The organism is Streptomyces clavuligerus (assembly GCF_005519465.1).
GTDB lineage: Bacteria > Actinomycetota > Actinomycetes > Streptomycetales > Streptomycetaceae > Streptomyces > Streptomyces clavuligerus.
Window position 1 is genome coordinate 2,521,496 of sequence record NZ_CP027858.1, and the last position, 23,221, is coordinate 2,544,716.

Sequence of the window (23,221 nt, forward strand, 5' to 3'; positions counted from 1 at the left end):
CGACTACCAGCGGTAGTGCGCGAAGGCCTTGTTGGACTCGGCCATCTTGTGCGTGTCCTCACGCTTCTTGACCGAGGCGCCGAGGCCGTTCGAGGCGTCCAGCAGCTCGTTCATGAGGCGCTCGGTCATGGTCTTCTCGCGACGGGCGCGGGAGTAACCGACCAGCCAGCGCAGCGCGAGGGTGGAGGCGCGGCCCGGCTTGACCTCGATCGGCACCTGGTAGGTGGCGCCACCGACACGGCGGGACTTGACCTCAAGAGCGGGCTTGACGTTCTCAAGCGCGCGCTTCAGCGTGATGACCGGGTCGTTGCCGGTCTTCTCGCGGAGGCCCTCCATGGCGCCGTAGACGATCCGCTCGGCGGTGGAGCGCTTGCCGTTCAGGAGGATCTTGTTGATGAGCGAGGTCACCAGAGGAGAACCGTAGACCGGGTCGATGATGACCGGGCGCTTCGGGGCGGGGCCCTTACGAGGCATTCTTACTTCTCCTTCTTGGCGCCGTAGCGGCTGCGGGCCTGCTTACGGTTCTTGACGCCCTGGGTGTCCAGGGAACCGCGGATGATCTTGTAACGAACACCCGGCAGGTCCTTCACACGGCCACCACGCACGAGCACGATGGAGTGCTCCTGCAGGTTGTGTCCCTCACCCGGGATGTAGGCCGTGACCTCGATGCCAGAGGTCAGACGCACACGCGCGACCTTACGCAGGGCCGAGTTCGGCTTCTTCGGGGTGGTCGTGAACACACGCGTGCAGACGCCGCGGCGCTGAGGAGAACCCTCAAGGGCGGGCGTCTTGTTCTTCTCGACCTTGTCCTGCCGGCCCTTGCGGACCAGCTGCTGGATCGTAGGCACTACTTCTCCGGTTTCTGTGTGCCGACTGTGAAACTAACCTGGAACGTCTCCGACCCACGCGGTCGGGTGTGTCGTAGCTGCGGGCTCCCGCCGCGAAGGCGGAAGCGGGTGCAGATAGCGGTGGCCCAGATCGGACTCGCCACGCGGTTGAGGACACGCGCAGGAGCCCAGGCACACCCCAGGCACAAGGTCAGAGCGTACCTACCGCATGGGCTGCGGTCAAAACAAATGCGGCCGGGGCGACACGCCGAGGGGCCGCTCATCCGGTGGGAGCGCGCAGTATCGCAGAACGGACACCGGAGCGCGAACGGGGGGAGCGGGAGCCGCCCCGGACCGCCCGGACGGAGCAGGGGCCCGGCCCACGGCCCGGCGCGGGGTCCCGGACACGCCGAAGGGCGGCCACCCCACGGGGTGACCGCCCTTCGCCGACTGGCGCCTTACTGGTTGTACGGACCGTAGTCGTAGTCCTCCAGCGGCACGGCCTGGCCGGAGCCGGAGCCGAACGGCGAGTAGTCGATGTCGTCGTAGCCGACGGCCGAGTACATCGCGGCCTTGGCCTCCTCGGTGGGCTCCACCCGGATGTTGCGGTAACGGGACAGACCCGTACCGGCCGGGATGAGCTTACCGATGATGACGTTCTCCTTGAGGCCGATCAGGGAGTCCGACTTGGCGTTGATCGCCGCGTCGGTCAGCACCCGGGTGGTCTCCTGGAAGGACGCCGCCGACAGCCAGGACTCGGTGGCCAGCGACGCCTTGGTGATACCCATCAGCTGCGGACGGCCGGAGGCGGGGTGACCACCCTCGGTGACCACACGACGGTTCTCGGTCTCGAACTTCGAGCGCTCGACCAGCTCGCCGGGCAGCAGCTCGGCGTCGCCGGACTCGATGATCGTCACCCGGCGGAGCATCTGCCGGATGATGATCTCGATGTGCTTGTCGTGGATCGACACACCCTGCGAGTTGTACACCCGCTGGACCTCGCCGACCAGGTGGACCTGGACGGCCCGCTGGCCGAGGATGCGCAGCACGTCGTGCGGGTTGGTGGCACCCACGGTGAGCTTCTGGCCCACCTCGACGTGGTCGCCCTCGCCCACCAGCAGACGGGCGCGCTTCGAGATCGGGAAGGCCGTCTCGTCGCTGCCGTCGTCCGGGGTGACGACGATCTTCTTGGTCTTCTCGGTCTCCTCGATCCGGACGCGGCCGGCCGCCTCCGAGATCGGGGAGACACCCTTCGGCGTACGGGCCTCGAAGAGCTCGACGACTCGGGGCAGACCCTGGGTGATGTCGTCACCGGCCACACCACCGGTGTGGAAGGTACGCATCGTCAGCTGGGTACCGGGCTCACCGATGGACTGGGCGGCGATGATGCCGACCGCCTCACCGATGTCGACCAGCTTGCCGGTGGCCAGCGAGCGGCCGTAGCAGAAGGCACAGGTGCCGACCGCGGACTCACAGGTCAGGACCGAGCGGGTCTTGACCTCCTCGACACCGGCGTTGACCAGCGCGTCGATCAGCACATCGCCGAGGTCGACATTGGCGGGCGCGATGACCTTGCCGTCGACGACGACGTCCTCGGCGAGCATCCGCGCGTACACCGACGTCTCGACGTCGTCGGTCTTGCGGAGCACACCCTCGGCGCTCTTCTCGGCGATCCGCAGCTTGAGACCGCGCTCGGTGCCGCAGTCCTCCTCGCGGATGATGACGTCCTGCGAGACGTCCACCAGACGACGGGTGAGGTAACCCGAGTCGGCGGTACGCAGGGCGGTGTCCGCCAGACCCTTACGGGCACCGTGCGTGGAGATGAAGTACTCCAGCACGGACAGACCCTCGCGGAAGGACGCCTTGATCGGACGCGGGATGGTCTCGTTCTTGGCGTTCGACACCAGACCACGCATACCGGCGATCTGACGCATCTGCATCATGTTTCCACGAGCACCCGAGTCCACCATCATGAAGATGGGGTTGGTCTTCGGGAAGTTCGCGTTCATCGCCTCGGCGACCTCGTTGGTCGCGCGGGTCCAGTTCTCGATCAGCTCGTGCGTGCGCTCCTGCTTGGTGATCAGACCGCGCTCGTACTGCTTCTGGATCTTCTCGTCCTTGGCCTCGTAGGAGGCGACGATCGCCTTCTTCGCCTCCGGGACGACGATGTCCGAGACGGCGACGGTGACGCCGGAACGAGTGGCCCAGTGGAAGCCCGCCGCCTTCAGGTTGTCGAGCGTCGCCGCCACGATGACCTTGGGGTAGCGCTCGGCGAGGTCGTTGACGATCTCGGAGAGCTGCTTCTTGCCGACCGAGTAGTCGACGAAGGGGTAGTCCTCGGGCAGCAGCTCGTTGAAGAGCGCGCGGCCCAGCGTGGTGCGCAGGCGGAAGCTGTCCCCCTGCTGCCACTCGGGCTCGCCCTCCTCACGGGCCGGCGGGGTCCAGCCGCGCGGCGGGATGGTGCCCACCGGGAAGCGGATGTCGACCTTGGCCTGGAGGGAGAGCTCACGGGCGTCGAACGCCATGATCGCCTCGGCGGTGGAGCCGAAGGACCGGCCCTCTCCGCGCACCTCGCGCTCCTCCTCGTCCGTGGTGAGGAAGAAGAGGCCCAGCACCATGTCCTGGGTCGGCATGGTCACCGGACGGCCGTCGGCCGGCTTGAGGATGTTGTTCGAGGACAGCATCAGGATGCGGGCCTCGGCCTGCGCCTCCGCGGAGAGCGGCAGGTGGACGGCCATCTGGTCACCGTCGAAGTCCGCGTTGAACGCGGTACAGACGAGCGGGTGGATCTGGATGGCCTTGCCCTCGACGAGCTGCGGCTCGAAGGCCTGGATGCCGAGGCGGTGCAGGGTGGGCGCACGGTTCAGCAGCACCGGGTGCTCGGCGATGACCTCTTCGAGGACGTCGTACACCACGGTGCGACCGCGCTCGACCATGCGCTTGGCCGACTTGATGTTCTGCGCGTGGTTCAGGTCGACCAGGCGCTTCATCACGAACGGCTTGAACAGCTCCAGCGCCATCGCCTTCGGCAGACCGCACTGGTGCAGCTTGAGCTGCGGACCGACGACGATCACGGAACGCGCGGAGTAGTCCACACGCTTGCCGAGGAGGTTCTGACGGAAGCGGCCCTGCTTGCCCTTGAGCATGTCGCTGAGGGACTTCAGCGGACGGTTGCCCGGACCGGTGACCGGACGGCCGCGGCGGCCGTTGTCGAACAGCGCGTCGACGGCCTCCTGGAGCATCCGCTTCTCGTTGTTCACGATGATCTCGGGGGCACCGAGGTCAAGGAGACGCTTGAGGCGGTTGTTCCGGTTGATCACACGGCGGTACAGGTCGTTCAGGTCGGAGGTCGCGAAGCGGCCACCGTCGAGCTGCACCATCGGACGCAGGTCCGGCGGGATGACCGGGACGCAGTCCAGCACCATGCCCTTGGGGCTGTTGCTGGTCTGGAGGAACGCGGAGACGACCTTGAGGCGCTTGAGCGCACGGGTCTTCTTCTGGCCCTTGCCGGTACGGATGATCTCGCGGAGGCGCTCGGCCTCCTCGTCGAGGTCGAAGGACTCCAGGCGCTTCTGGAGCGCGGCGGCGCCCATCGAGCCGTCGAAGTAGGTGCCGAAGCGGTCGCGCAGCTCGCGGTAGAGCAGCTCGTCGCCCTCCAGGTCCTGGACCTTGAGGTTCTTGAAGCGGCTCCACACCTCGTCGAGGCGGTCGATCTCGCGCTGGGCGCGGTCGCGGAGCTGCTTCATCTCCCGCTCGGCGCCTTCGCGCACCTTGCGGCGCACGTCCGCCTTGGCGCCCTCGGCCTCCAGCTCGGCCAGGTCGGTCTCAAGCTTCTTGGCGCGGGCTTCGAGGTCGGCGTCGCGGCGGTTCTCGATCTGCTGGCGCTCGACGGAGACATGGGCCTCCAGCGAGGGCAGGTCGCGGGTCCGGCGCTCGTCGTCCACGTACGTGATCATGTACGCGGCGAAGTAGATGACCTTCTCCAGGTCCTTCGGCGCGAGGTCCAGCAGGTAGCCCAGACGGGACGGGACACCCTTGAAGTACCAGATGTGGGTGACCGGGGCGGCCAGCTCGATGTGGCCCATCCGCTCACGGCGCACCTTGGCGCGGGTGACCTCGACACCGCAGCGCTCACAGATGATGCCCTTGAAGCGGACGCGCTTGTACTTGCCGCAGTAGCACTCCCAGTCCCGGGTGGGGCCGAAGATCTTCTCGCAGAAGAGCCCGTCCTTTTCCGGCTTGAGCGTGCGGTAGTTGATCGTCTCGGGCTTCTTGACCTCGCCGTGCGACCACTGGCGGATGTCGTCAGCGGTGGCCAGGCCGATCCGAAGCTCGTCGAAGAAGTTGACGTCGAGCACTATGCGTCAATCCCTCTCAGGGTTGTGTATCAAAGTGGTCTGTACGGAGTCCTGGGGGCGGCGGCCGGGACCCGCATCGCGGTGCGGGTCCCGGCCGGACCCCGTCAGACCTCTTCGACGCTGCTCGGCTCGCGCCGGGACAGGTCGATGCCGAGCTCTTCCGCAGCGCGGAAGACGTCCTCGTCGGTGTCGCGCATCTCGATGGACATGCCGTCCGAGGACAGCACCTCCACGTTGAGGCACAGGGACTGCATCTCCTTGATGAGCACCTTGAAGGACTCGGGGATGCCGGGCTCGGGGATGTTCTCGCCCTTGACGATGGCCTCGTAGACCTTCACGCGGCCGGTGACGTCGTCGGACTTGATGGTCAGCAGCTCCTGGAGGGCGTAGGCGGCGCCGTATGCCTCCAGCGCCCACACCTCCATCTCACCGAAGCGCTGGCCACCGAACTGGGCCTTACCACCCAGCGGCTGCTGGGTGATCATCGAGTAGGGACCGGTCGACCGGGCGTGCAGCTTGTCGTCGACCAGGTGGTGGAGCTTGAGGATGTACATGTACCCGACCGAGATCGGGTCCGGGAACGGCTCGCCGGAGCGGCCGTCGAACATCCTGGCCTTGCCGGAGGGGAGGACCATCCGGTCACCGTCGCGGTTGGGGATCGTGTTCTCGAAGAGACCGGCGATCTCGTCCTCGCGGGCGCCGTCGAAGACCGGGGTGGCGACATTGGTGCCGGGCTGGACCTCGTCCGCGCCGATGGACTTCAGCCGCTCCATCCACTCCTCGTTGCCCTCGACCTTCCAGCCCTGGCTGGCGAGCCAGCCGAGGTGGATCTCCAGGACCTGTCCCGGGTTCATTCGGGACGGGACACCCAGCGGGTTGAGGATGATGTCGACCGGGGTGCCGTCCTCCAGGAACGGCATGTCCTCGATCGGGAGGATCTTGGAGATGACACCCTTGTTGCCGTGGCGGCCGGCCAGCTTGTCACCGTCGGTGATCTTGCGCTTCTGGGCGACATAGACGCGGACCAGCTGGTTCACGCCCGGAGGCAGCTCGTCACCCTCCTCGCGGTCGAAGACGCGGACGCCGATGACCTTGCCGATCTCGCCGTGCGGCACCTTCAGCGAGGTGTCACGGACCTCACGGGCCTTCTCACCGAAGATCGCGCGGAGCAGGCGCTCCTCCGGGGTCAGCTCGGTCTCACCCTTCGGGGTGACCTTGCCGACCAGGATGTCGCCGGCGACGACCTCGGCGCCGATGCGGATGATGCCGCGCTCGTCGAGGTCGGCCAGGACCTCCTCGGAGACGTTCGGGATGTCCCGGGTGATCTCCTCGGGGCCCAGCTTGGTGTCCCGGGCGTCGACCTCGTGCTCCTCGATGTGGATCGAGGAGAGGACGTCGTCCTGCACGAGGCGCTGCGACAGGATGATCGCGTCCTCGTAGTTGTGGCCCTCCCACGGCATGAACGCCACGAGGAGGTTCTTGCCGAGCGCCATCTCGCCGTCTTCGGTGGCGGGGCCGTCGGCCAGGACCTGGCTCTCGATGACCCGGTCGCCCTCGGAGACGATGACCTTCTGGTTGACCGAGGTGCCCTGGTTGGAGCGGGAGAACTTGGCCACCCGGTAGGTGGTGAAGGTGCCGTCGTCGTTGGCGACGGTGATGTAGTCCGCGGAGACCTCCTGGACCACACCGTCCTTCTCGGCCTTGATCACGTCACCGGCGTCGACCGCGCAGCGGTACTCCATACCGGTACCGACCAGCGGCGCCTCGGCCGTGATCAGCGGAACGGCCTGACGCATCATGTTCGCGCCCATGAGGGCACGGTTGGCGTCGTCGTGCTCCAGGAAGGGGATCATGGCGGTCGCGACCGACACCATCTGGCGCGGCGAGACGTCCATGTAGTCGACCTCGGCCGGCAGGACGTAGTCGACCTCGCCGCCGCGGCGGCGGACCAGCACCCGGGCCTCGGTGAACTGCAGCTCGTCGTTGAGCGCGGCGTTGGCCTGCGCGATGACGAAGCGGTCCTCCTCGTCGGCGGTCAGGTAGTCGACCTCGTCGGTGACCTGGCCGTCGACGACCTTGCGGTACGGGGTCTCCACGAAGCCGAACGCGTTGACCCGGCCGTAGGAGGCGAGCGAGCCGATCAGACCGATGTTCGGGCCTTCGGGGGTCTCGATCGGGCACATGCGGCCGTAGTGCGAGGGGTGCACGTCACGGACCTCGAAGCCCGCCCGCTCACGGGAGAGACCACCCGGGCCGAGCGCCGACAGACGGCGCTTGTGGGTGAGACCCGACAGCGGGTTGTTCTGGTCCATGAACTGCGACAGCTGGCTGGTGCCGAAGAACTCCTTGATGGAGGCGACGACCGGCCGGATGTTGATCAGGGTCTGGGGCGTGATCGCCTCGACGTCCTGGGTGGTCATGCGCTCGCGCACGACACGCTCCATACGGGCGAGACCCGTACGGACCTGGTTCTGGATCAGCTCGCCGACGTTGCGCAGACGACGGTTGCCGAAGTGGTCGATGTCGTCGGTCTCGACGACGATCTGCGAACCGTTCTCACCGATCGTCTCGGTCTCGCCCGCGTGCAGCTTGACCAGGTACTTGATGGTCGCGATGACATCGTCGGTGGTGAGCACGCCGGCGTCCAGCGGCTCGTCCGCGCCGAGCTTCTTGTTCACCTTGTAGCGACCGACCTTGGCCAGGTCGTAGCGCTTCGGGTTGAAGTAGAGGTTCTCCAGCAGCGTCTGGGCGGCCTCGCGCGTCGGGGGCTCGCCCGGACGGAGCTTGCGGTAGATGTCGAGGAGCGCGTCGTCCTGGCCCTGGGTGTGGTCCTTCTCCAGGGTGGCGCGCATCGACTCGTACTCGCCGAACTCCTCAAGGATCTGCTCGGTCGTCCAGCCGAGGGCCTTGAGCAGCACCGTGACGGACTGCTTGCGCTTGCGGTCGATACGGACACCGACCATGTCGCGCTTGTCGATCTCCATCTCCAGCCAGGCACCCCGGGACGGGATGATCTTGGCGGTGTAGATGTCCTTGTCGGACGTCTTGTCGATGGAGGAGTCGAAGTAGACACCGGGGGAGCGCACCAGCTGCGACACCACGACACGCTCGGTGCCGTTGATCACGAAGGTGCCCTTGTTGGTCATGAGCGGGAAGTCGCCCATGAAGACCGTCTGAGACTTGATCTCACCGGTCTCGTTGTTCGTGAACTCGGCCGTGACGAAGAGCGGCGCGGCGTAGGTGAAGTCGCGCTCCTTGCACTCGTCGATGGAGTTCTTCGGAGGCTCGAAGCGGTGGTCCCGGAAGGTCAGGGACATCGACCCGCTGAAGTCCTCGATCGGGGAGATCTCCTCGAAGATCTCCTCCAGACCGGACTTCGTGGGGACGTCCTGTCCACTCTCCAGAGCCGCCTCGACCCGAGCCTTCCACGCGGCGTTGCCGAGCAGCCAGTCAAAGCTCTCGGTCTGGAGCGCGAGGAGGTTCGGAACCTCAAGAGGCTCCTTGATCTTTGCAAAGGAGATGCGCAGCGGGGCAGTGCTGGCGCCGTTGTTCATATTCGCGGTCGAGGCGTTGCGCGAGGCGGCCAAGAGGGGGTCCTTCCGAGGGCTCGGACTCACTACGCGCGTACCGTTCCCAAGCCCGGCGCAGAGAGAGAAGTCCCAGGTCAGGGATGGATCAATCCGCTGTGCTCATGCGAGGGGATGCCCCTGGTGACGGGCAGGGGGCAGCTAACAGGCAGCGCAAAGGGTCAGTGTAGCCACATGGCTCACTGATGTCCAGTCCGGGTTCCGACGACCCTCGTTGTTCTCATCTCCGCGCTTGCCCCGCGCCTTGAGGCGCACATCGATACTGCCCGTTCGCCCGCCGATCCATGCCTCGAACCCGGATCGTTGTGACGACGCGTCCTGAGAATTGCGCGCTGCGTGCGGTTCGTCAAGGCCCCCCGGCCCGCACCGGCTGCTGGGAGCGACACCGATCACGGTCCGGCCCGGTCCGGAACCCCACGGCGATGATCACCATACTCCCCGCCGCGGGAAGTGCAACGCACCCGTCGCTCAACGCCGAAAGGCGATCACCCTGATGGGTGATCGCCCTTGGCGGGTCCCGACGGGACGCCCACCGGCGGCCCCGAGGGGCTGTCGGTGGGCCCACCGGGCCCGGAGAGTCACGGGGGACTCAGGAGGGTCACTTGACCTCGACGGAGGCGCCGGCGGCCTTGAGGGACTCGGCAGCCTTCTCCGCGGCCTCCTTGGCGACCTTCTCCAGGACCGGCTTCGGGGTGCCGTCGACCAGGTCCTTGGCCTCCTTCAGGCCGAGGGAGGTCAGCTCGCGGACGACCTTGATGACCTGGATCTTCTTCTCGCCGGCGCCGGTGAGGATGACGTCGAACTCGTCCTTCTCCTCGACGGCCTCGGCGGCGCCACCAGCGGCACCACCGGCGACGACGACCGGCGCGGCGGCGGCGGCGGTGACGTCGAACTTCTCCTCGAACGCGGAGACGAACGCGGCCAGCTCAATGAGGGTCATGTCCTCGAACTGAGCGAGCAGGTCTTCCTGGCTGAGCTTCGCCATGATGGGCGATCCTTCCACTAAATCGGCTGGTGCCGGTTGTATATGACGGCGGGCGTGCGGCCCGCTGCGATCAGCGCCCCGAGGGGGCCCCGATCAATGCGCGAGCCGAATTACTCGGCACCGCCCTGCTCGTCCCGCTTGGCGCGCAGCGCGTCCACCGTGCGGACGAGCTTCGACGGGAGCGCCTGGAACAGCGAGGCAGCCTGGGACTGCTTGCCCTTCATGGCGCCCGCCAGCTTGGCGAGCAGAACCTCGCGGGACTCAAGGTCCGCGAGCTTCTTGATCTCATCGGGGGACAGCGCCTTGCCATCAAGGACACCGCCCTTGATGATCAGGTTGGGGTTGTCCTTGGCGAAGTCACGAAGACCCTTCGCCGACTCCACCGGGTCACCGGTGATGAAGGCGACCGCCGTCGGACCAGTGAACTGGTCGTCCAGCGACGTGATCCCGGCCTCGTTGGCCGCAATCTTGGTCAGCGTGTTCTTCACCACGGCGTACTGGGCGTTCTCACCGAGCGAACGACGCAGCGTCTTGAGCTGCGCCACGGTGAGACCCCGGTACTCGGTCAGCACGGCGGCGTTCGAGCTGCGGAACTGGTCCGCCAGCTCGGCTACCGCGGCAGCCTTGTCGGGCCTAGCCATAGCTTCGGCCTCCTTCCGGGTGATGAGGACCGCGCGGACCCGAAGGAGGAAACTTGGCAAAACAAAACGCCCCGGCGCAGGCGCACGGGGCTTTGGCTCGACCGGAACGAGTCCGGGAACCAGGGGTCCTCTGTGTCACCTGCGCAGGCCGTCCGTAGCTAGCGGATTCCTTCGGTCGCCGCACTCTCTGACGAGCACGCGGCAACGACCAGCGGTCTTTGGCTTCTCCGGAAGAGTACGGGACCGTGGTGCGAAGGTGCAAATCCACAGAAGTGCGCAGGTGGGAGCCCGGAGGACGGGCTGCGGGCCTCCGGGGCTGCGCACTCCGGACTGCGGGGCTCCGGACTGCGGACTGCGGACTGCGGGCTGCGGGCCCAGAAGCCCCGGGCTGCCGACTCCCGGGCCCGGGGACAGCAGAACGGCTCCCCCGCCCCACACGGGGGCAGGAGAGCCGTTCCTCAACGTGTACCGCGCCTGGTGTCAGGCGCCGCGCCGGTCGTCGTCCGATCAGACGGCGGCCGGGTCCTCCTCGACGAGGAGGTTGCGGGTGCGGTTGGAGTCCAGCGGGATGCCGGGGCCCATCGTCGTGGTCAGGGTCGCCTTCTTGATGTAGCGGCCCTTCGCGGCGGACGGCTTCAGACGGAGGATCTCCTCCAGCGCCGCAGCGTAGTTCTCCACCAGCTTGGTCTCGTCGAAGGAGACCTTGCCGATGATGAAGTGCAGGTTCGAGTGCTTGTCGACGCGGAACTCGATCTTGCCGCCCTTGATGTCGGTCACAGCCTTGGCGACATCGGGGGTGACGGTGCCGGTCTTCGGGTTCGGCATCAGACCACGCGGACCGAGCACCCGGCCGAGGCGGCCGACCTTGCCCATGAGGTCCGGGGTGGCGACGACGGCGTCGAAGTCCAGACGGCCCTTCGACACCTCGTCGATCAGCTCGTCGGCGCCGATGATGTCGGCGCCCGCGGCACGCGCGGCCTCGGCACGGTCACCGGTCGCGAAGACCAGGACCCGGGCGGTCTTACCGGTGCCGTGCGGAAGGTTCACGGTGCCGCGGACCATCTGGTCGGCCTTGCGCGGGTCGACACCCAGACGCAGGGCCACCTCGACGGTGCCGTCGAACTTGCTGGACGCGGTGTCCTTGGCGAGACGGACGGCCTCGAGCGGGGCGTAGTTGCGCTCCCGGTCGATCTTGGCGTCCGCAGCGCGGAGGTTCTTGCTGCGCTTCACTTCTGCTCCTGCTGTGTTTCAGGTGGGAGATGTGGTCCGGACCAGCGCGTGGTCCTGCCACAGGAGGTCAGACGGGGCGTGCTGCCTCGTCCTGCTGCCTCGGGCTGGGAATCAGCCCTCGACCGTGATGCCCATGGAGCGGGCGGTGCCGGCGATGATCTTCTCGGCGGCGTCCAGGTCGTTGGCGTTCAGGTCGGGCATCTTCGTCGTGGCGATGTCACGGACCTGGTCGCGCGTGAGCTTGGCGACCTTGGTCTTGTGCGGCTCGCCGGAGCCCTTGTCCACACCCGCGGCCTTGAGGATCAGCTTGGCGGCCGGCGGAGTCTTGGTCACAAAGGTGAAGGAACGGTCCTCGTAGACCGTGATCTCCACCGGCACGACCATGCCACGCTGCGACTCGGTCGCGGCGTTGTAGGCCTTGCAGAACTCCATGATGTTGACGCCGTGCTGACCCAGGGCGGGGCCGACCGGCGGAGCCGGGTTGGCCGCGCCGGCCTGGATCTGGAGCTTGATAAGCCCCGTGACCTTCTTCTTCTTGGGAGGCATGTGCTCTCTCCGGGTCCTAGTGAGAGTGGTCGGCCTTCCATCCATCATCCGGATGGAGGCATACCGCACCACGATAACGGGTAGAGGTGCGGGGTTAAAAACCGACAGGTCAGAACCGCCTTGAAGAGCGGTTCTGACCTGGTCGGAAGCGATGGTCCGGCGGAGGGCCGGAGGGCTCAGTTCTTCTGGATCTGGTCGAAGCTCAGCTCGACCGGGGTCTCGCGGCCGAAGATCTCGACCAGGCCCTTGACCTTCTTCGAGTCGGCGTTGATCTCGTTGATCGTGGCCTGGAGGGTGGCGAAGGGGCCGTCGGTGACGGTGACCGAGTCGCCCACCTCGAAGTCCAGGACCTGGACCTCCAGCTTGCGCGCCGGGGCGGGCTCGCCCTTGGCCTCGGCGGCCTCGCGAGCGGCCTTCTCCTCCGCCTCCGGGGCGAGCATCTTGACGATCTCGTCCAGGGTCAGCGGGTACGGGTCGTAGGCGTTGCCGACGAAGCCGGTGACGCCGGGCGTGTTGCGGACGACGCCCCAGGACTCGTTGGTGAGGTCCATCCGGACCAGGACATAGCCGGGAAGCTTGTTCTGGCGGACGTTCTTGCGCTCGCCGTTCTTGATCTGGACGATCTCTTCCTCGGGCACTTCGGCCTGGTAGATGAACTCCTCGACGTTCAGCGAGACGGCGCGCTGCTCCAGGTTGGCCTTGACCCGCTTCTCGTACCCGGCGTAGGTGTGGATCACGTACCACTCGCCCGGCAGGATGCGCAGCTCGTCACGGAGCGCGGCGATCGGGTCGACGGCCTCGGCGGCCTCTTCGACGACCTCGGCCGTGCCCTCGTCGTCCTCGGCGGACGCGTCGTCGGCCTCGACGGCCTCGTCGATCTCGGCGGCCTCGTCCTCGGCGGACGCGTCGTCCTCGGCGTGGAGGGCGGCCTCCTCGGCGGGCTCACCGGCCTCGGCGTCAGCAGCTTCCGCCTGGTCCGGGTCGATGGAGTCCGCGGCCTCAACGATGTCGAGCTGGTCCTCCGCCGACGCGGCCGACTCGAAGCTCTCGTCGCCGGGCCGGGCGGCCTCGTTCAGGTTCGGGTCAGACACGGTGGCTGCTTCTTCCTGGCTACAGATGGGTGGAACATACGGAAGGCTGCCGCCGCCGATGAGCCTCTGACCGGTTCCCCTCGCGGGATCAGCCAAAGACGTAGCTGACGGCTTCCTGGAATCCATAGTCAATCACGGTCACCAGACCGATCATGATGACGACGAAGATAATCACCACTGTGGTGTACGTCGTGAGCTGGTTGCGCGTCGGCCAGACGACCTTGCGGAGCTCCGCGATGATCTGCCGGTAGAACAGAGCCAGACGGCCCAGAGGGCCCTTCTTGCCGCGCTTGCCGCCCTTGCGGGACTTCTGAGGCGCTTCGTCCTCGGCATCAGGCGTGTCGATGGAGCCCACGGCGTCCGTCACTTTCTTTCACCTGATCCCGGGTCGTGGCCGTGCCGCGCCCGGTGACGCCGCACGGCCAATGAATCTACGTACATGCGCACACAGCCTGGCGAAGGTGTGTGTAGCAGGGCCGGAGGGACTTGAACCCCCAACCGCTGGTTTTGGAGACCAGTGCTCTACCAATTGAGCTACGACCCTTGGTGGTGTCCACAACCTACAGCATCCGGGGGATGCGGTCGGTGTGGGCCAACGACGAGTGAGTGTACGTGGTCATGGGCTCTTCGTCGAACAGACGCCTCCGGGGAGGTTCTTGCGGCCCCCCTCGTGGGCTGCCGGAAGACCTTCGCCGCAGGGCCCGGCGGCGCCGTCCCGGCCGTGTTCCGGGCCGTTGTCCGGGGGGCGGAACACCTGTGCCGGACGCCTGTCGCGTCTGGGACGATGGACGGCATGAGCGCTGCTACCTCTCCCGCCGAGCGCCGGGTCTCCGCCCGCGTCGGCGCGATCTCCGAATCCGCCACCCTCGCCGTCGACGCCAAGGCCAAGGCCCTCAAGGCCGCCGGGCGCCCGGTGATCGGCTTCGGCGCGGGCGAGCCCGACTTCCCGACGCCGGAGTACATCGTCGAGTCCGCCGTCGAGGCGTGCCGTACGCCGAAGTACCACCGCTACACCCCGGCGGGCGGGCTGCCCGAGCTGAAGAAGGCCATCGCCGAGAAGACCCTGCGGGACTCCGGCTACCCGGTCGACCCGGCGCAGGTGCTGGTGACGAACGGTGGCAAGCAGGCGATCTACGAGGCGTTCGCGGCGATCCTCGACCCGGGCGACGAGGTGATCGTCCCCGCTCCGTACTGGACCACCTACCCCGAGTCGATCCGGCTCGCGGGCGGTGTCCCGGTCGAGGTGGTGGCCGACGAGACCACCGGTTACCGGGTCTCCGTCGAGCAGCTGGAGGCGGCCCGCACCGAGCGCACCAAGGTGGTGCTGTTCGTCTCCCCGTCCAACCCGACCGGCGCCGTCTACAGCCGTGAGGACACCGAGGCGATCGGCCGCTGGGCCGTCGAGCACGGTCTGTGGGTGCTCACGGACGAGATCTACGAGCACCTGGTCTACGGCGACGCCGTCTTCACCTCGATGCCGGCGGTCGTGCCCGAGCTGCGCGAGAAGTGCATCGTGGTGAACGGTGTGGCGAAGACGTACGCCATGACCGGCTGGCGGGTGGGGTGGATCGTGGGCCCCAAGGACGTGGTGAAGGCCGCGACGAACCTCCAGTCCCACGCCACCTCCAATGTGTCCAACGTGGCGCAGGTGGCGGCGCTCACCGCCGTCTCCGGGAGCCTGGACGCGGTGGCCGAGATGCGGGAGGCGTTCGACCGCCGCCGCCGGACGATCGTCCGGATGCTCAACGAGATCGACGGCGTCGTCTGCCCCGAGCCCGAGGGCGCGTTCTACGTCTACCCCTCGGTGAAGGCCCTGCTGGGCAAGGAGATCCGCGGACAGCGCCCGGCGACCTCCGTGGAGCTGGCCGCGCTGATCCTGGACGAGGTCGAGGTCGCCGTCGTCCCCGGTGAGGCGTTCGGCACCCCCGGCTATCTGCGGCTGTCCTACGCGCTGGGCGACGAGGACCTGGTGGAGGGCGTCTCGCGGCTCCAGAAGCTGCTCGCCGAGGCCACCGACTGATCGTTCCACCGCTGAGCCGGTGAGCCGCCGCACGGCCCCGGAGCCCCCGCGAGGGTGGTTCCGGGGCCGTTCGCGCGAGCCGTTCCGGTTCCGCCGGGGACGCCCCCACGTGAGATCGAACACAGATCCGGGCAAGGACCCGATGGGGGAATCCGCTTACCTCCCGGCCCGGCCGTGCGGCAAGATCCTGGGATGGAGCACGTACGTGATGTCACCCGGCTGCCCAAGGCCCATCTGCATCTCCACTTCACCGGATCGATGCGCCCCGCCACCCTGCTCGAACTGGCCGACAAGTACGGCGTCCATCTCCCCGACGCGCTGACCGGCGGCGAGCCTCCCAGGCTGCGCGCCACCGATGAGCGCGGCTGGTTCCGCTTCCAGCGGCTCTACGACATCGCCCGGTCCTGTCTGCGCGCCCCCGAGGACATCCAGCGGCTGGTCAGGGAGGCCGCGGAGGAGGACGTCCGGGACGGCTCCCAGTGGCTGGAGATACAGGTCGACCCGACCTCGTACGCCCCGCTGCTGGGCGGTCTGACCCCCGCGCTGGAGATCATCCTCGACGCGGTGGAGAGCGCGTCGCGGGAGACGGGGCTCGGGATACGGCTGCTGGTGGCCGCCAATCGGATGAAGCATCCGCTGGAGGCGCGGACCCTGGCCCGGCTGGCCGTGCGGTACGCGGACCGCGGCATCGTGGGCTTCGGACTCTCCAACGACGAACGCCGGGGCATGGCCCGGGACTTCGACCGCGCCTTCACGATCGCGCGCGAGGGCGGGCTGCTCGCGGCCCCGCACGGCGGCGAGCTGACCGGTCCGTCCTCCGTTCGGGACTGTCTGGACGATCTGCGCGCGTCCCGCGTCGGCCACGGGGTCCGGGCCGCCGAGGACCCCCGGCTGCTGAAGCGGCTCGCCGAACTGCAGGTCACCTGCGAGGTCTGCCCCGCGTCGAACGTGGCGCTCGGCGTGTACGAGAAGCCCGGGGACGTGCCGCTGCGGACGCTGTACGAGGCGGGGGTGCCGATGGCGCTGGGCGCGGACGACCCGCTGCTCTTCGGCTCCCGGCTGGCCGCGCAGTACGAGTTCGCCCGGCGGCACCACGCGTTCACCGACAGCGAGCTGGCGGAGCTGGCCCGGCAGTCGGTACGGGGCTCCGCCGCCCCCGAGGGCGTCCGGGCCCGGATGCTGGCGGGGATCGACGGCTGGCTGGCCGAGGAGGCGGGTCCGCGGCCGGTCACGGGGTGAGCCCGCGGGTGACCCCGTTCCCGGGCCGGACGGCCGCCCGGGGCGGGTCGGCGCGGGTGGTGGCGCCCGACGGTCGGCCGGGGGCCGTCAGAGCTCCACGCCGACCGTCACCGGCTCGTTGACCAGCGTGATCCCAAAGGCGTCCCGCACCCCGGCCACGACCTCGCGGGCCAGCGCGAGCAGATCCTCGGTGGTGGCCTCGCCCCGGTTGGTGAGGGCCAGCGTGTGCTTGGTGGAGATCCGGGCCGGGCCGGTGCCGTACCCCTTGGTGAAGCCCGCCCGGTCGATCAGCCAGGCGGCGGAGGTCTTGGTGAACCCCTCCCCCGCCGGATACGCGGGCGCCGTCGCCTCCGCGCCGAGCCGCTCGCGGACACGATCGGTGAACGCCGTGTACTCCTCGGCGGTGAGGACGGGGTTGGTGAAGAACGACCCCGCCGACCAGGTGTCGTGGTCGGCGGGGTCCAGGACCATGCCCTTCCCGGCGCGCAGCGCGAGCACGGCGGAGCGGACCGCCGCCAGGCCGGCGCGCTCGCCGGGGACCACTCCGAGGACCCGCGCGGCCTCCGCGTACCGCACCGGCGCGGACAGGCCGTCCGCGTCCTCCAGCCGGAAGCGGACCCGCAGCACGACATAGCGGCCGGGGTGCTCCTTGAAGCGGCTGTGGCGGTAGGAGAAGCCGCACTCGGCGTTGGTGAGGGTGACCGTCTCACCGGCGCGGCGGTCGTAGGCGACGACCTCGGTGATGGTGGACGAGACCTCCTGGCCGTACGCCCCCACGTTCTGGAGGGGCGTCGCACCTGCGGAGCCGGGGATTCCGGCCAGGGCCTCGATGCCCGCGAGACCGGCCTCGACGGCGTACGCGACCACGTCCGTCCAGACCTCGCCCGCGGCCAGCTCCAGCTCGGTGCCGTCGTGGACGAGGCCCCGGGTGGCGATGCGCAGCGCCGTCCCGTCGAAGCCCTTGTCCCCGATGACCAGGTTGCTGCCGCCGCCGATCAGCAGCAGCGGGGTCCCCGAGGCGTCGGCCGCGCGGACGGCGGCGACCACCTCGTCATCGGTGGTCGCGGTGATCAGCCGGGTGGCCGGGCCGCCGAGCCGGAAGGTGGTCAGGGGGGCGAGGGGGGCGTCGTGGAGTTCCTGCACGGGCACAAGGGTACGGTCCGGCCCCGACAGCCCCGCGGGCCCCGTGGGACCGTCCGGGCCGTCCGGCCTGTCCGCCCGCCCCACCGGGCACGGCGGCACGGGCAGGGCGGACGGGCGGCCGAGCCCCGGGGCGCCGGGGGCCTAGGCGAGGGCGACGACGGCGCGCGCCATGCCCAGCACCTTCTCGCCGCCGCTGGTCGCGGTCAGGTCGACCCGTACGCGGTTGTCGTCGAGGAGCGCCGCGACCTTGCCGCTGACCTCGATGAGCGCGCCCTCGCCGTCGTTGGGGACCACGACGGGCTTGGTGAAGCGGACGCCGTACTCGACCACGGCGCCCGGGTCGCCGGTCCAGTCCGTGATCACCCGGACGGCCTCGGCCATGGTGAACATGCCGTGCGCGATCACGTCCGGGAGCCCGACCGCGACGGCGAACTTCTCGTTCCAGTGGATGGGGTTGAAGTCGCCCGACGCGCCCGCGTACCGGACCAGGGTGTCCCGTGTCACAGGGAAGGACCGCGCGGGCAGCTCCGTGCCGACCTCGACGTCCGCGTAGGAGATCCTCGCCGTCATCACGCCTCCTCGGCGGCGCGCGCCACCAGCTTGGTCCATGCGGTGACCACATGGGCACCGGTCTCGTCGCGGACCTCGCCCCGGATCTCCACGACGTCGTTGCCCGCGAGTGTCTTGATGCTCTCGATGGTGGAGACGACACTCAGCCGGTCCCCGGCGCACACCGGCCGCGTATAGGCGAACTTCTGCTCCCGGTGGACCACGCGGTCGTAATCGAGACCCAGTCCCGGGTCCTGAATGACCTCTCCGGCGGCCCGGAAAGTGATCGCGAAGGCGAAAGTGGGCGGGGCGATCACATCGGGGTGGCCGAGCGCCTTCGCGGCTTCGGCGTCGGTGTACGCGGGATGGTCGTCCCCGACCGCCTCGGCGAACTCCCGGATCTTTTCCCGGCCGACCTCGTACGGCTCGGTGGGCGGATAGCTCCGTCCCACGAAGGACTGGTCGATCGCCATGAAGGGACTCCCTCCTGCTGGGCCAATGACAAACGACACGAGGCCGCCCCCGAGTCGGGGACGGCCTCGCAGACGAGCCTGATCAGCGCGTTTCGCGGTGCGCAGTGTGAGAGTTGCAGCGCGGGCAGTGCTTCTTCATCTCAAGACGGTCCGGGTTGTTGCGCCGGTTCTTCTTGGTGATGTAGTTCCGCTCCTTGCACTCCACGCAGGCCAGCGTGATCTTCGGGCGGACGTCGGTGGCAGCCACGTGAGTGCTCCTTGGACGGACTATGGACAGTACAAACTATGAACGCATAAGAGAGTAGCCGATCGGAGGACCGACCCCACAATCGGCTACTGTGTGTAGCGGTGACCGGACTTGAACCGGTGACACAGCGATTATGAGCCGCTTGCTCTACCGACTGAGCTACACCGCTTTGATATCGGATCCCCTCACCCGAGGGTGAGGATCACCGACACCAGAGCCCCAATACGGAATCGAACCGTAGACCTTCTCCTTACCATGGAGACGCTCTACCGACTGAGCTATTGGGGCGAGCGAGGAAGACATTACACGGTCTCTCGCCGATCGCCCAAATCCGTTTCCTGTCGCCCTGTCCGGCATCGGTGACGAGGGGGTCGGACGGGGCGGAACGGGGCGGTGGGGAGAGGGTCGGCGGGCCGTGCCGTGCCTCGTTCCAAAGCCGTTCCAAACCCGTTCCTGAGCCTGCGCCGGAACCGTGCCGGAGCCGCGCCGGAGCCCGTTCCGCGGTGCGTCCAGAGTTCTGTGGGGCGGCGTGGGGCCGGTAGGACCCACGAGGCTGTGGTGACGAGTGGTGGGGCCCGGCGGGGAGTGGCGGGGAAGTCCCGGCGGGACGGGTGGGAAGTCCGGCGGGACCGGCGGGCGTACGGTCGCGCCCCCGGGAGCGACCGGGGCACGCGCCCCGGCTCACCGGTACGACTATTTCGCTCTTCCGCGAAGCGCGACCGGAGCGCCCCTAGGCTCACCCCAGGCTGTGTGATCTTCCTCATCCGCTCACCCGGCCCGAGCCCCGACCTCCCCCGCAGGAGCGCGATGCCCGACAGTCAGCCGCAGCCGTCCGACGGCGCGACCGCCGACACCACCGCGCTGCTGCTGTGCGGCGCCCGGCTCGCCGACGGCCGCACCGTCGACGTACGGCTCAGCGGAGGGCGCATCGAGGCGGTCGGCACCGCGGGGAGTCTCACGGCGCACTCCGCGCGGGTGGATCTGAGCGGGTATCTGCTGCTGCCCGCTCCGGCGGAGCCCCACGCCCACGGCGACACGGCCCTCACCGCCGACACCCCCGGCCCCGTCTCGTACGCCTCCGACGACGTCCAGCGGCGGACCACCGAGGCCGCCCTGCTCCACCTCGGCCACGGGGCGACCGCGCTCCGCTCCCATGTGCGGATCGGCCCCGTCCAGGGCCTCGGCCCGCTGGAGGCGGTGCTCCAGGCCCGGCGGTCGCTGCGCGGGCTCGCCGATCTGACGGCCGTCGCCGTGCCCCGGCTGCTGACCGGGGTCGCCGGGGCGGAGGGACTGGCGATGCTGCGGGACGCCGTGAAGATGGGCGCGGCGGTCGTCGGCGGCTGCCCGGACGCGGACCCCGACCCGACCGGCTATGTCCAGACCGTCCTGGAGGTGGCGGCGGAACACGGCTGCCCCGTCGATCTGCACACCCACGGCGACGACCCGGCCCGGCTGGCCCGGCTGGCGGCGATGGCGGGCGGGCTGCGGGCCCGGGTGGTGATCGGGCCCTGCGCCGGGCTCTCGGAGCTGCCGCGCGACAAGGCGTCCCGGGCCGCCGACCAGCTCGCGGCGGCGGGGGTGACCGTGGTCTGCCTCCCCCAGGGCGGCTGTGGCGCGCTGGAGCACCGGGGCACCGCTCCCGTGCGGCTGCTGCGGGCGGCGGGGGTGCGGGTCGCCGCGGGCGGCGGGGCGCTGCGCGATGTGTCGAACCCGGTGGGCCGGGGCGACCCGCTGGAGGCCGCCTATCTGCTGGCCTCGCAGACGGGGCTGCGCGCCCAAGAGGCGTACGACGCGGTCGGCCCGGCCGCCCGGGAGGCCATGGGGCTGCCGGAGGTCCGGGTGGAGGCGGGTTTCCCGGCGGAGCTGCTGGCGGTGCGCGGGGAGCGGATCTCGGGGGTGCTGTCGCTCGCGTACAGCAGGATCGTCATCCACCGCGGCCGGGTCGTGGCCCGGACCAGCGCGGTACGGGAGTACTGCGACTCGGCCGTGGCGGTGGCGCTGGAGCTGCCGCGGCAGGGGCGCCCCTGAGCCGTGCCCGGCGCGTCCGGGCGGGACGGCCCCGGGCCGTGCCACAGACCGGGGGACCCTCGGTGCGACGCGCCGCCGCGGTGAGGCGGACGCGGCCCGGCGGACGTACGGTCGACGTCATGCGCATTGTCATCGCTGGAGGACATGGCCGGATCGCCCTGCGGCTGGAGCGGTTGCTCTCGGCGGGCGGGCACGAGGCCGTGGGGATCGTACGCAACCCCGATCACCGCGCGGACCTGCGGGCGGCCGGGGCGGAAGCGGTCGTCCTGGATCTGGAGTCGGCGCCCGTGGACGAGGTGGCCGAGGTGCTGAAGGGCGCGGACGCCGCGGTGTTCGCGGCGGGCGCCGGGCCGGGCAGCGGCACGGCCCGCAAGGAGACCGTGGACCGGGCCGCCGCGCTGCTGCTCGCGGACGCCGCGGAACGCGCGGGGGTGCGGCGCTTTGTCGTGGTGTCCTCGATGGGCGCGGACGCCGGGCATCCGGGCGACGAGGTCTTCGACGTCTATCTGCGGGCGAAGGGCGCGGCGGACGACGCCGTACGGTCCCGTTCCGCCCTGGACTGGACGATTCTGCGCCCGGGGATGCTGACGGACGACGCCGGTACCGGCCTGGTCCGGCTGGAGGCGGCGACGGGGCGGGGCCCGGTCCCGCGCGACGACGTCGCGGCGGTCCTGGCCGAGGTGCTGGAGACCCCGGCCACGGCGGGGCTGACCCTGGAGCTGGTCGGCGGCTCGGTCCCGGTCACCGTGGCGGTCAAGGACATCGCGGGGAACTGACCCACCGGACGCCCGGCGCCCGGCCCGACGAGTCCGGGGCCGGGACCGGTCCTCCCGACAGGAGGAACACCATGTCTGACTTCGCCTCCCTCGAACCCATCGTGGTGGAGCACGGCGAACGCCCGTACGCGTTCATCCGCGGCTCCGTCCGGATGGACGCCTTCGCGACGATCGCCGACCGCCTCGGCGAGCTGATCGGCTGGGTCGCCGCGCAGGGCACCGAGTTCGCCGGCCCGCCCTTCTTCCGCTTCAACACGGTCGACCTGACCGGTGAGTCGGAGGTCGAGGCGGGCATCCCGGTGGTCTCGCTCCCCACCCCGGAGGGCGACATCCACATCGGCGCCCTCCCCCCGGGCCGCTACGCCACCGCCCGCTTCACCGGCCACCCCGACCGCCTCCGCTCCGTGGCCACCGCCCTGCGCGCCTGGGCCGACCGCGAGAACCTGCCCTTCGACATGACGCGAACCGACGACGGCGTGGAGCACTGTGCCTGCCGCATCGAGTCCTACCTCACCGACCCCCGCGTCCAACCCGACCCGCACCAGTGGGAGATGGAACTCGCCTTCCGCCTCGCGGACTGACCTCCGCCGCCCTCCCGGTCCTGTCCGCCTGGCAGGATCGGGGGACAGGACGAGTCGTCAGGGGGCACCATGGGCACGCTGGAAGAGCTGACGTCGGACCTCCTCATGGACAGGCTCAGAAAGCTCCGGGTCCACCGGCTCAACGGGCGGCCGAGCAGGCACAAGCCGCTCGCGCTGCTGTGGGGCATCTCCAGGATCGCCGGCGGGAAGCCGCCCATATCCGCGGTCTCGGCCCCCCCACCGCGGCCCCGACGAGCTGTCGAACCTGCTGGTCCTGTGCCCCAATCACCATGTCCAGTTCGATGCCTTCGCGATATACGTCGACGCCGACGGCATGGTTCGCACCACCGCGGACGGACAGGCGGTGGAAGAGCTCCGGCGGCACACCGCCCATCGGCTCAGCGAAGCGCATCTCCGTTACCACCGCGCGTGGTGCGGCCGGGACGACTGACCCTCCGGGACGGGCTCCACAGCCCCCGTTCATGATCTTCGTCATAGGGCCTGGCAGTGTCAGACAGCGCCTGGCAGTACTTGGCAGCGTCTGGCAGTACTTGTCAGCGTCTGTCTGGGTTCTTCCGCGGCAGGCCCACCGCGCGCGGGCGGTGCCGGGACCCGAGGAACGACGATGGCCCCTGATCCGCGTTTCCGCAGATCAGGGGCCATCGTTCTCGCGTGGCGGCGCCAGGATTCGAACCTGGGTAGGCTAAGCCGACGGATTTACAGTCCGCTCCCATTGGCCACTCGGGCACACCGCCATTGAGAAGGTGCCACCTCGGAATCCCCGCCTCGCGGCGGCGCTCCTTGGCGACGACGTAAACAATACCTGATGTACGGGGGTGCTACGCCACTGGATTGATCAACCGTTGGAAGCGGTGCGGGTGGCTAGGCTTGCCCGAGCGG

Annotated in this window: 20 protein-coding genes, 4 tRNA genes and 1 pseudogene; 7 read left to right on the forward strand and 18 right to left on the reverse strand. The window is 69.1% G+C overall.

Going from position 1 to position 23,221, the window contains the following annotated elements; genetic code table 11:
* Positions 1-3: 3 nt before the first annotated feature.
* From rpsG to CRV15_RS10365, 11 genes are all read right to left on the reverse strand, one after another.
* Positions 4-474, reverse strand: a complete 471-nt coding sequence (gene rpsG / locus CRV15_RS10310) for a 30S ribosomal protein S7 (RefSeq protein WP_003956472.1) — start codon at positions 472-474, stop codon at positions 4-6.
* Between the two features lie 2 nt (positions 475-476).
* Complete coding sequence (gene rpsL / locus CRV15_RS10315) at positions 477-848, reverse strand: 30S ribosomal protein S12 (RefSeq protein ID WP_003948652.1); 372 nt, start codon at positions 846-848, stop codon at positions 477-479.
* A 437-nt stretch (positions 849-1,285) separates the two neighbouring features.
* Entirely contained in the window at positions 1,286-5,185 is a 3,900-nt protein-coding gene (locus CRV15_RS10320; RefSeq protein WP_003956474.1) for a DNA-directed RNA polymerase subunit beta', read from the reverse strand.
* Between the two features lie 104 nt (positions 5,186-5,289).
* On the reverse strand, positions 5,290-8,772 hold the full coding sequence (gene rpoB, locus CRV15_RS10325; protein WP_009997288.1) for a DNA-directed RNA polymerase subunit beta: 3,483 nt from the start codon (positions 8,770-8,772) through the stop codon (positions 5,290-5,292).
* 598 nt (positions 8,773-9,370) lie between these two features.
* Positions 9,371-9,757 (reverse strand): 50S ribosomal protein L7/L12, encoded by a 387-nt coding sequence (gene rplL / locus CRV15_RS10335; RefSeq protein WP_003961506.1) that lies wholly within the window; start codon positions 9,755-9,757, stop codon positions 9,371-9,373.
* Positions 9,758-9,867: 110 nt separating this feature from the next.
* A complete protein-coding gene (rplJ, locus tag CRV15_RS10340; protein WP_003956477.1) occupies positions 9,868-10,398 on the reverse strand; it encodes a 50S ribosomal protein L10 in 531 nt (176 codons plus the stop codon).
* Positions 10,399-10,905: 507 nt separating this feature from the next.
* On the reverse strand, positions 10,906-11,628 hold the full coding sequence (rplA, locus tag CRV15_RS10345; RefSeq protein WP_003956478.1) for a 50S ribosomal protein L1: 723 nt from the start codon (positions 11,626-11,628) through the stop codon (positions 10,906-10,908).
* 111 nt (positions 11,629-11,739) lie between these two features.
* On the reverse strand, positions 11,740-12,174 hold the full coding sequence (gene rplK / locus CRV15_RS10350; RefSeq protein WP_003956479.1) for a 50S ribosomal protein L11: 435 nt from the start codon (positions 12,172-12,174) through the stop codon (positions 11,740-11,742).
* A 176-nt stretch (positions 12,175-12,350) separates the two neighbouring features.
* Positions 12,351-13,265, reverse strand: coding sequence for a transcription termination/antitermination protein NusG (nusG, locus tag CRV15_RS10355; protein WP_003961504.1), 915 nt, complete (start codon positions 13,263-13,265; stop codon positions 12,351-12,353).
* 88 nt (positions 13,266-13,353) lie between these two features.
* Positions 13,354-13,632 carry a preprotein translocase subunit SecE gene (gene secE, locus CRV15_RS10360; RefSeq protein WP_003956481.1) on the reverse strand — a complete coding sequence of 93 codons (279 nt, stop codon included), beginning with the start codon at positions 13,630-13,632 and terminating at the stop codon, positions 13,354-13,356.
* A 104-nt stretch (positions 13,633-13,736) separates the two neighbouring features.
* A tRNA-Trp gene (locus CRV15_RS10365) sits at positions 13,737-13,809 on the reverse strand.
* 249 nt (positions 13,810-14,058) lie between these two features.
* Here CRV15_RS10365 and CRV15_RS10370 point away from each other — a divergent pair.
* Entirely contained in the window at positions 14,059-15,285 is a 1,227-nt protein-coding gene (locus CRV15_RS10370) for a pyridoxal phosphate-dependent aminotransferase (protein WP_003956482.1), read from the forward strand.
* Positions 15,286-15,477: 192 nt separating this feature from the next.
* Positions 15,478-16,524, forward strand: a complete 1,047-nt coding sequence (locus tag CRV15_RS10375) for an adenosine deaminase (protein ID WP_003956483.1) — start codon at positions 15,478-15,480, stop codon at positions 16,522-16,524.
* A gap of 87 nt (positions 16,525-16,611) precedes the next feature.
* Here the strand turns inward: CRV15_RS10375 and CRV15_RS10380 are convergent, their stop codons facing one another.
* The 6 genes from CRV15_RS10380 to CRV15_RS10405 form a co-directional block, all read right to left on the reverse strand.
* Positions 16,612-17,667, reverse strand: a complete 1,056-nt coding sequence (locus CRV15_RS10380) for a UDP-N-acetylmuramate dehydrogenase (RefSeq protein WP_029183010.1) — start codon at positions 17,665-17,667, stop codon at positions 16,612-16,614.
* A 141-nt stretch (positions 17,668-17,808) separates the two neighbouring features.
* Entirely contained in the window at positions 17,809-18,237 is a 429-nt protein-coding gene (locus CRV15_RS10385; protein WP_003956485.1) for a MaoC family dehydratase, read from the reverse strand.
* The gene (locus CRV15_RS10390) at positions 18,237-18,689 is read right to left on the reverse strand and encodes a MaoC family dehydratase N-terminal domain-containing protein (protein WP_003956486.1); all 453 of its coding nucleotides are present in this window, start codon (positions 18,687-18,689) and stop codon (positions 18,237-18,239) included. The genes CRV15_RS10385 and CRV15_RS10390 overlap by 1 nt, the downstream gene beginning before the upstream one ends.
* A gap of 82 nt (positions 18,690-18,771) precedes the next feature.
* Entirely contained in the window at positions 18,772-18,936 is a 165-nt protein-coding gene (rpmG, locus tag CRV15_RS10395; protein ID WP_003956487.1) for a 50S ribosomal protein L33, read from the reverse strand.
* 96 nt (positions 18,937-19,032) lie between these two features.
* Positions 19,033-19,105: transfer RNA gene (locus tag CRV15_RS10400), tRNA-Met, on the reverse strand.
* Between the two features lie 46 nt (positions 19,106-19,151).
* Positions 19,152-19,224 (reverse strand) — tRNA-Thr (locus CRV15_RS10405).
* A gap of 519 nt (positions 19,225-19,743) precedes the next feature.
* On the opposite strand from CRV15_RS10405, the gene CRV15_RS10410 reads away from it, so the two are divergent.
* The 5 genes and pseudogenes from CRV15_RS10410 to CRV15_RS37870 all read left to right on the forward strand — a co-directional run bounded on the left by CRV15_RS10410 (position 19,744) and on the right by CRV15_RS37870 (position 22,772).
* Complete coding sequence (locus tag CRV15_RS10410) at positions 19,744-20,964, forward strand: amidohydrolase family protein (protein ID WP_003961501.1); 1,221 nt, start codon at positions 19,744-19,746, stop codon at positions 20,962-20,964.
* A 119-nt stretch (positions 20,965-21,083) separates the two neighbouring features.
* Positions 21,084-21,740, forward strand: a complete 657-nt coding sequence (locus CRV15_RS10415) for an NAD(P)H-binding protein (protein WP_003961500.1) — start codon at positions 21,084-21,086, stop codon at positions 21,738-21,740.
* A 71-nt stretch (positions 21,741-21,811) separates the two neighbouring features.
* Positions 21,812-22,321, forward strand: a complete 510-nt coding sequence (locus CRV15_RS10420; RefSeq protein ID WP_003956489.1) for a GyrI-like domain-containing protein — start codon at positions 21,812-21,814, stop codon at positions 22,319-22,321.
* 105 nt (positions 22,322-22,426) lie between these two features.
* Positions 22,427-22,483: pseudogene (locus CRV15_RS38025) on the forward strand (hypothetical protein); the annotation flags it as partial.
* A gap of 106 nt (positions 22,484-22,589) precedes the next feature.
* On the forward strand, positions 22,590-22,772 hold the full coding sequence (locus CRV15_RS37870) for a hypothetical protein (RefSeq protein WP_372461438.1): 183 nt from the start codon (positions 22,590-22,592) through the stop codon (positions 22,770-22,772).
* A gap of 222 nt (positions 22,773-22,994) precedes the next feature.
* Here the strand turns inward: CRV15_RS37870 and CRV15_RS10430 are convergent.
* A tRNA-Tyr gene (locus tag CRV15_RS10430) sits at positions 22,995-23,076 on the reverse strand.
* Positions 23,077-23,221: the final 145 nt, after the last annotated feature.

Bases quoted from the DNA above. Each gene is read 5' to 3' on its own strand.
- CRV15_RS10410 (WP_003961501.1), top strand. From the start codon at position 19,744: ATGCCCGACAGTCAGCCGCAGCCGTCCGACGGCGCGACCGCCGACACC.
- rpsG (WP_003956472.1), bottom strand. From the start codon at position 474: ATGCCTCGTAAGGGCCCCGCCCCGAAGCGCCCGGTCATCATCGACCCG.
- CRV15_RS10385 (WP_003956485.1), bottom strand. From the start codon at position 18,237: ATGACGGCGAGGATCTCCTACGCGGACGTCGAGGTCGGCACGGAGCTG.
- CRV15_RS10370 (WP_003956482.1), top strand. From the start codon at position 14,059: ATGAGCGCTGCTACCTCTCCCGCCGAGCGCCGGGTCTCCGCCCGCGTC.
- CRV15_RS10415 (WP_003961500.1), top strand. From the start codon at position 21,084: ATGCGCATTGTCATCGCTGGAGGACATGGCCGGATCGCCCTGCGGCTG.
- CRV15_RS10375 (WP_003956483.1), top strand. From the start codon at position 15,478: ATGGAGCACGTACGTGATGTCACCCGGCTGCCCAAGGCCCATCTGCAT.
- CRV15_RS10390 (WP_003956486.1), bottom strand. From the start codon at position 18,689: ATGGCGATCGACCAGTCCTTCGTGGGACGGAGCTATCCGCCCACCGAG.
- CRV15_RS10420 (WP_003956489.1), top strand. From the start codon at position 21,812: ATGTCTGACTTCGCCTCCCTCGAACCCATCGTGGTGGAGCACGGCGAA.
- rplK (WP_003956479.1), bottom strand. From the start codon at position 12,174: ATGCCTCCCAAGAAGAAGAAGGTCACGGGGCTTATCAAGCTCCAGATC.
- rplJ (WP_003956477.1), bottom strand. From the start codon at position 10,398: ATGGCTAGGCCCGACAAGGCTGCCGCGGTAGCCGAGCTGGCGGACCAG.
- rplL (WP_003961506.1), bottom strand. From the start codon at position 9,757: ATGGCGAAGCTCAGCCAGGAAGACCTGCTCGCTCAGTTCGAGGACATG.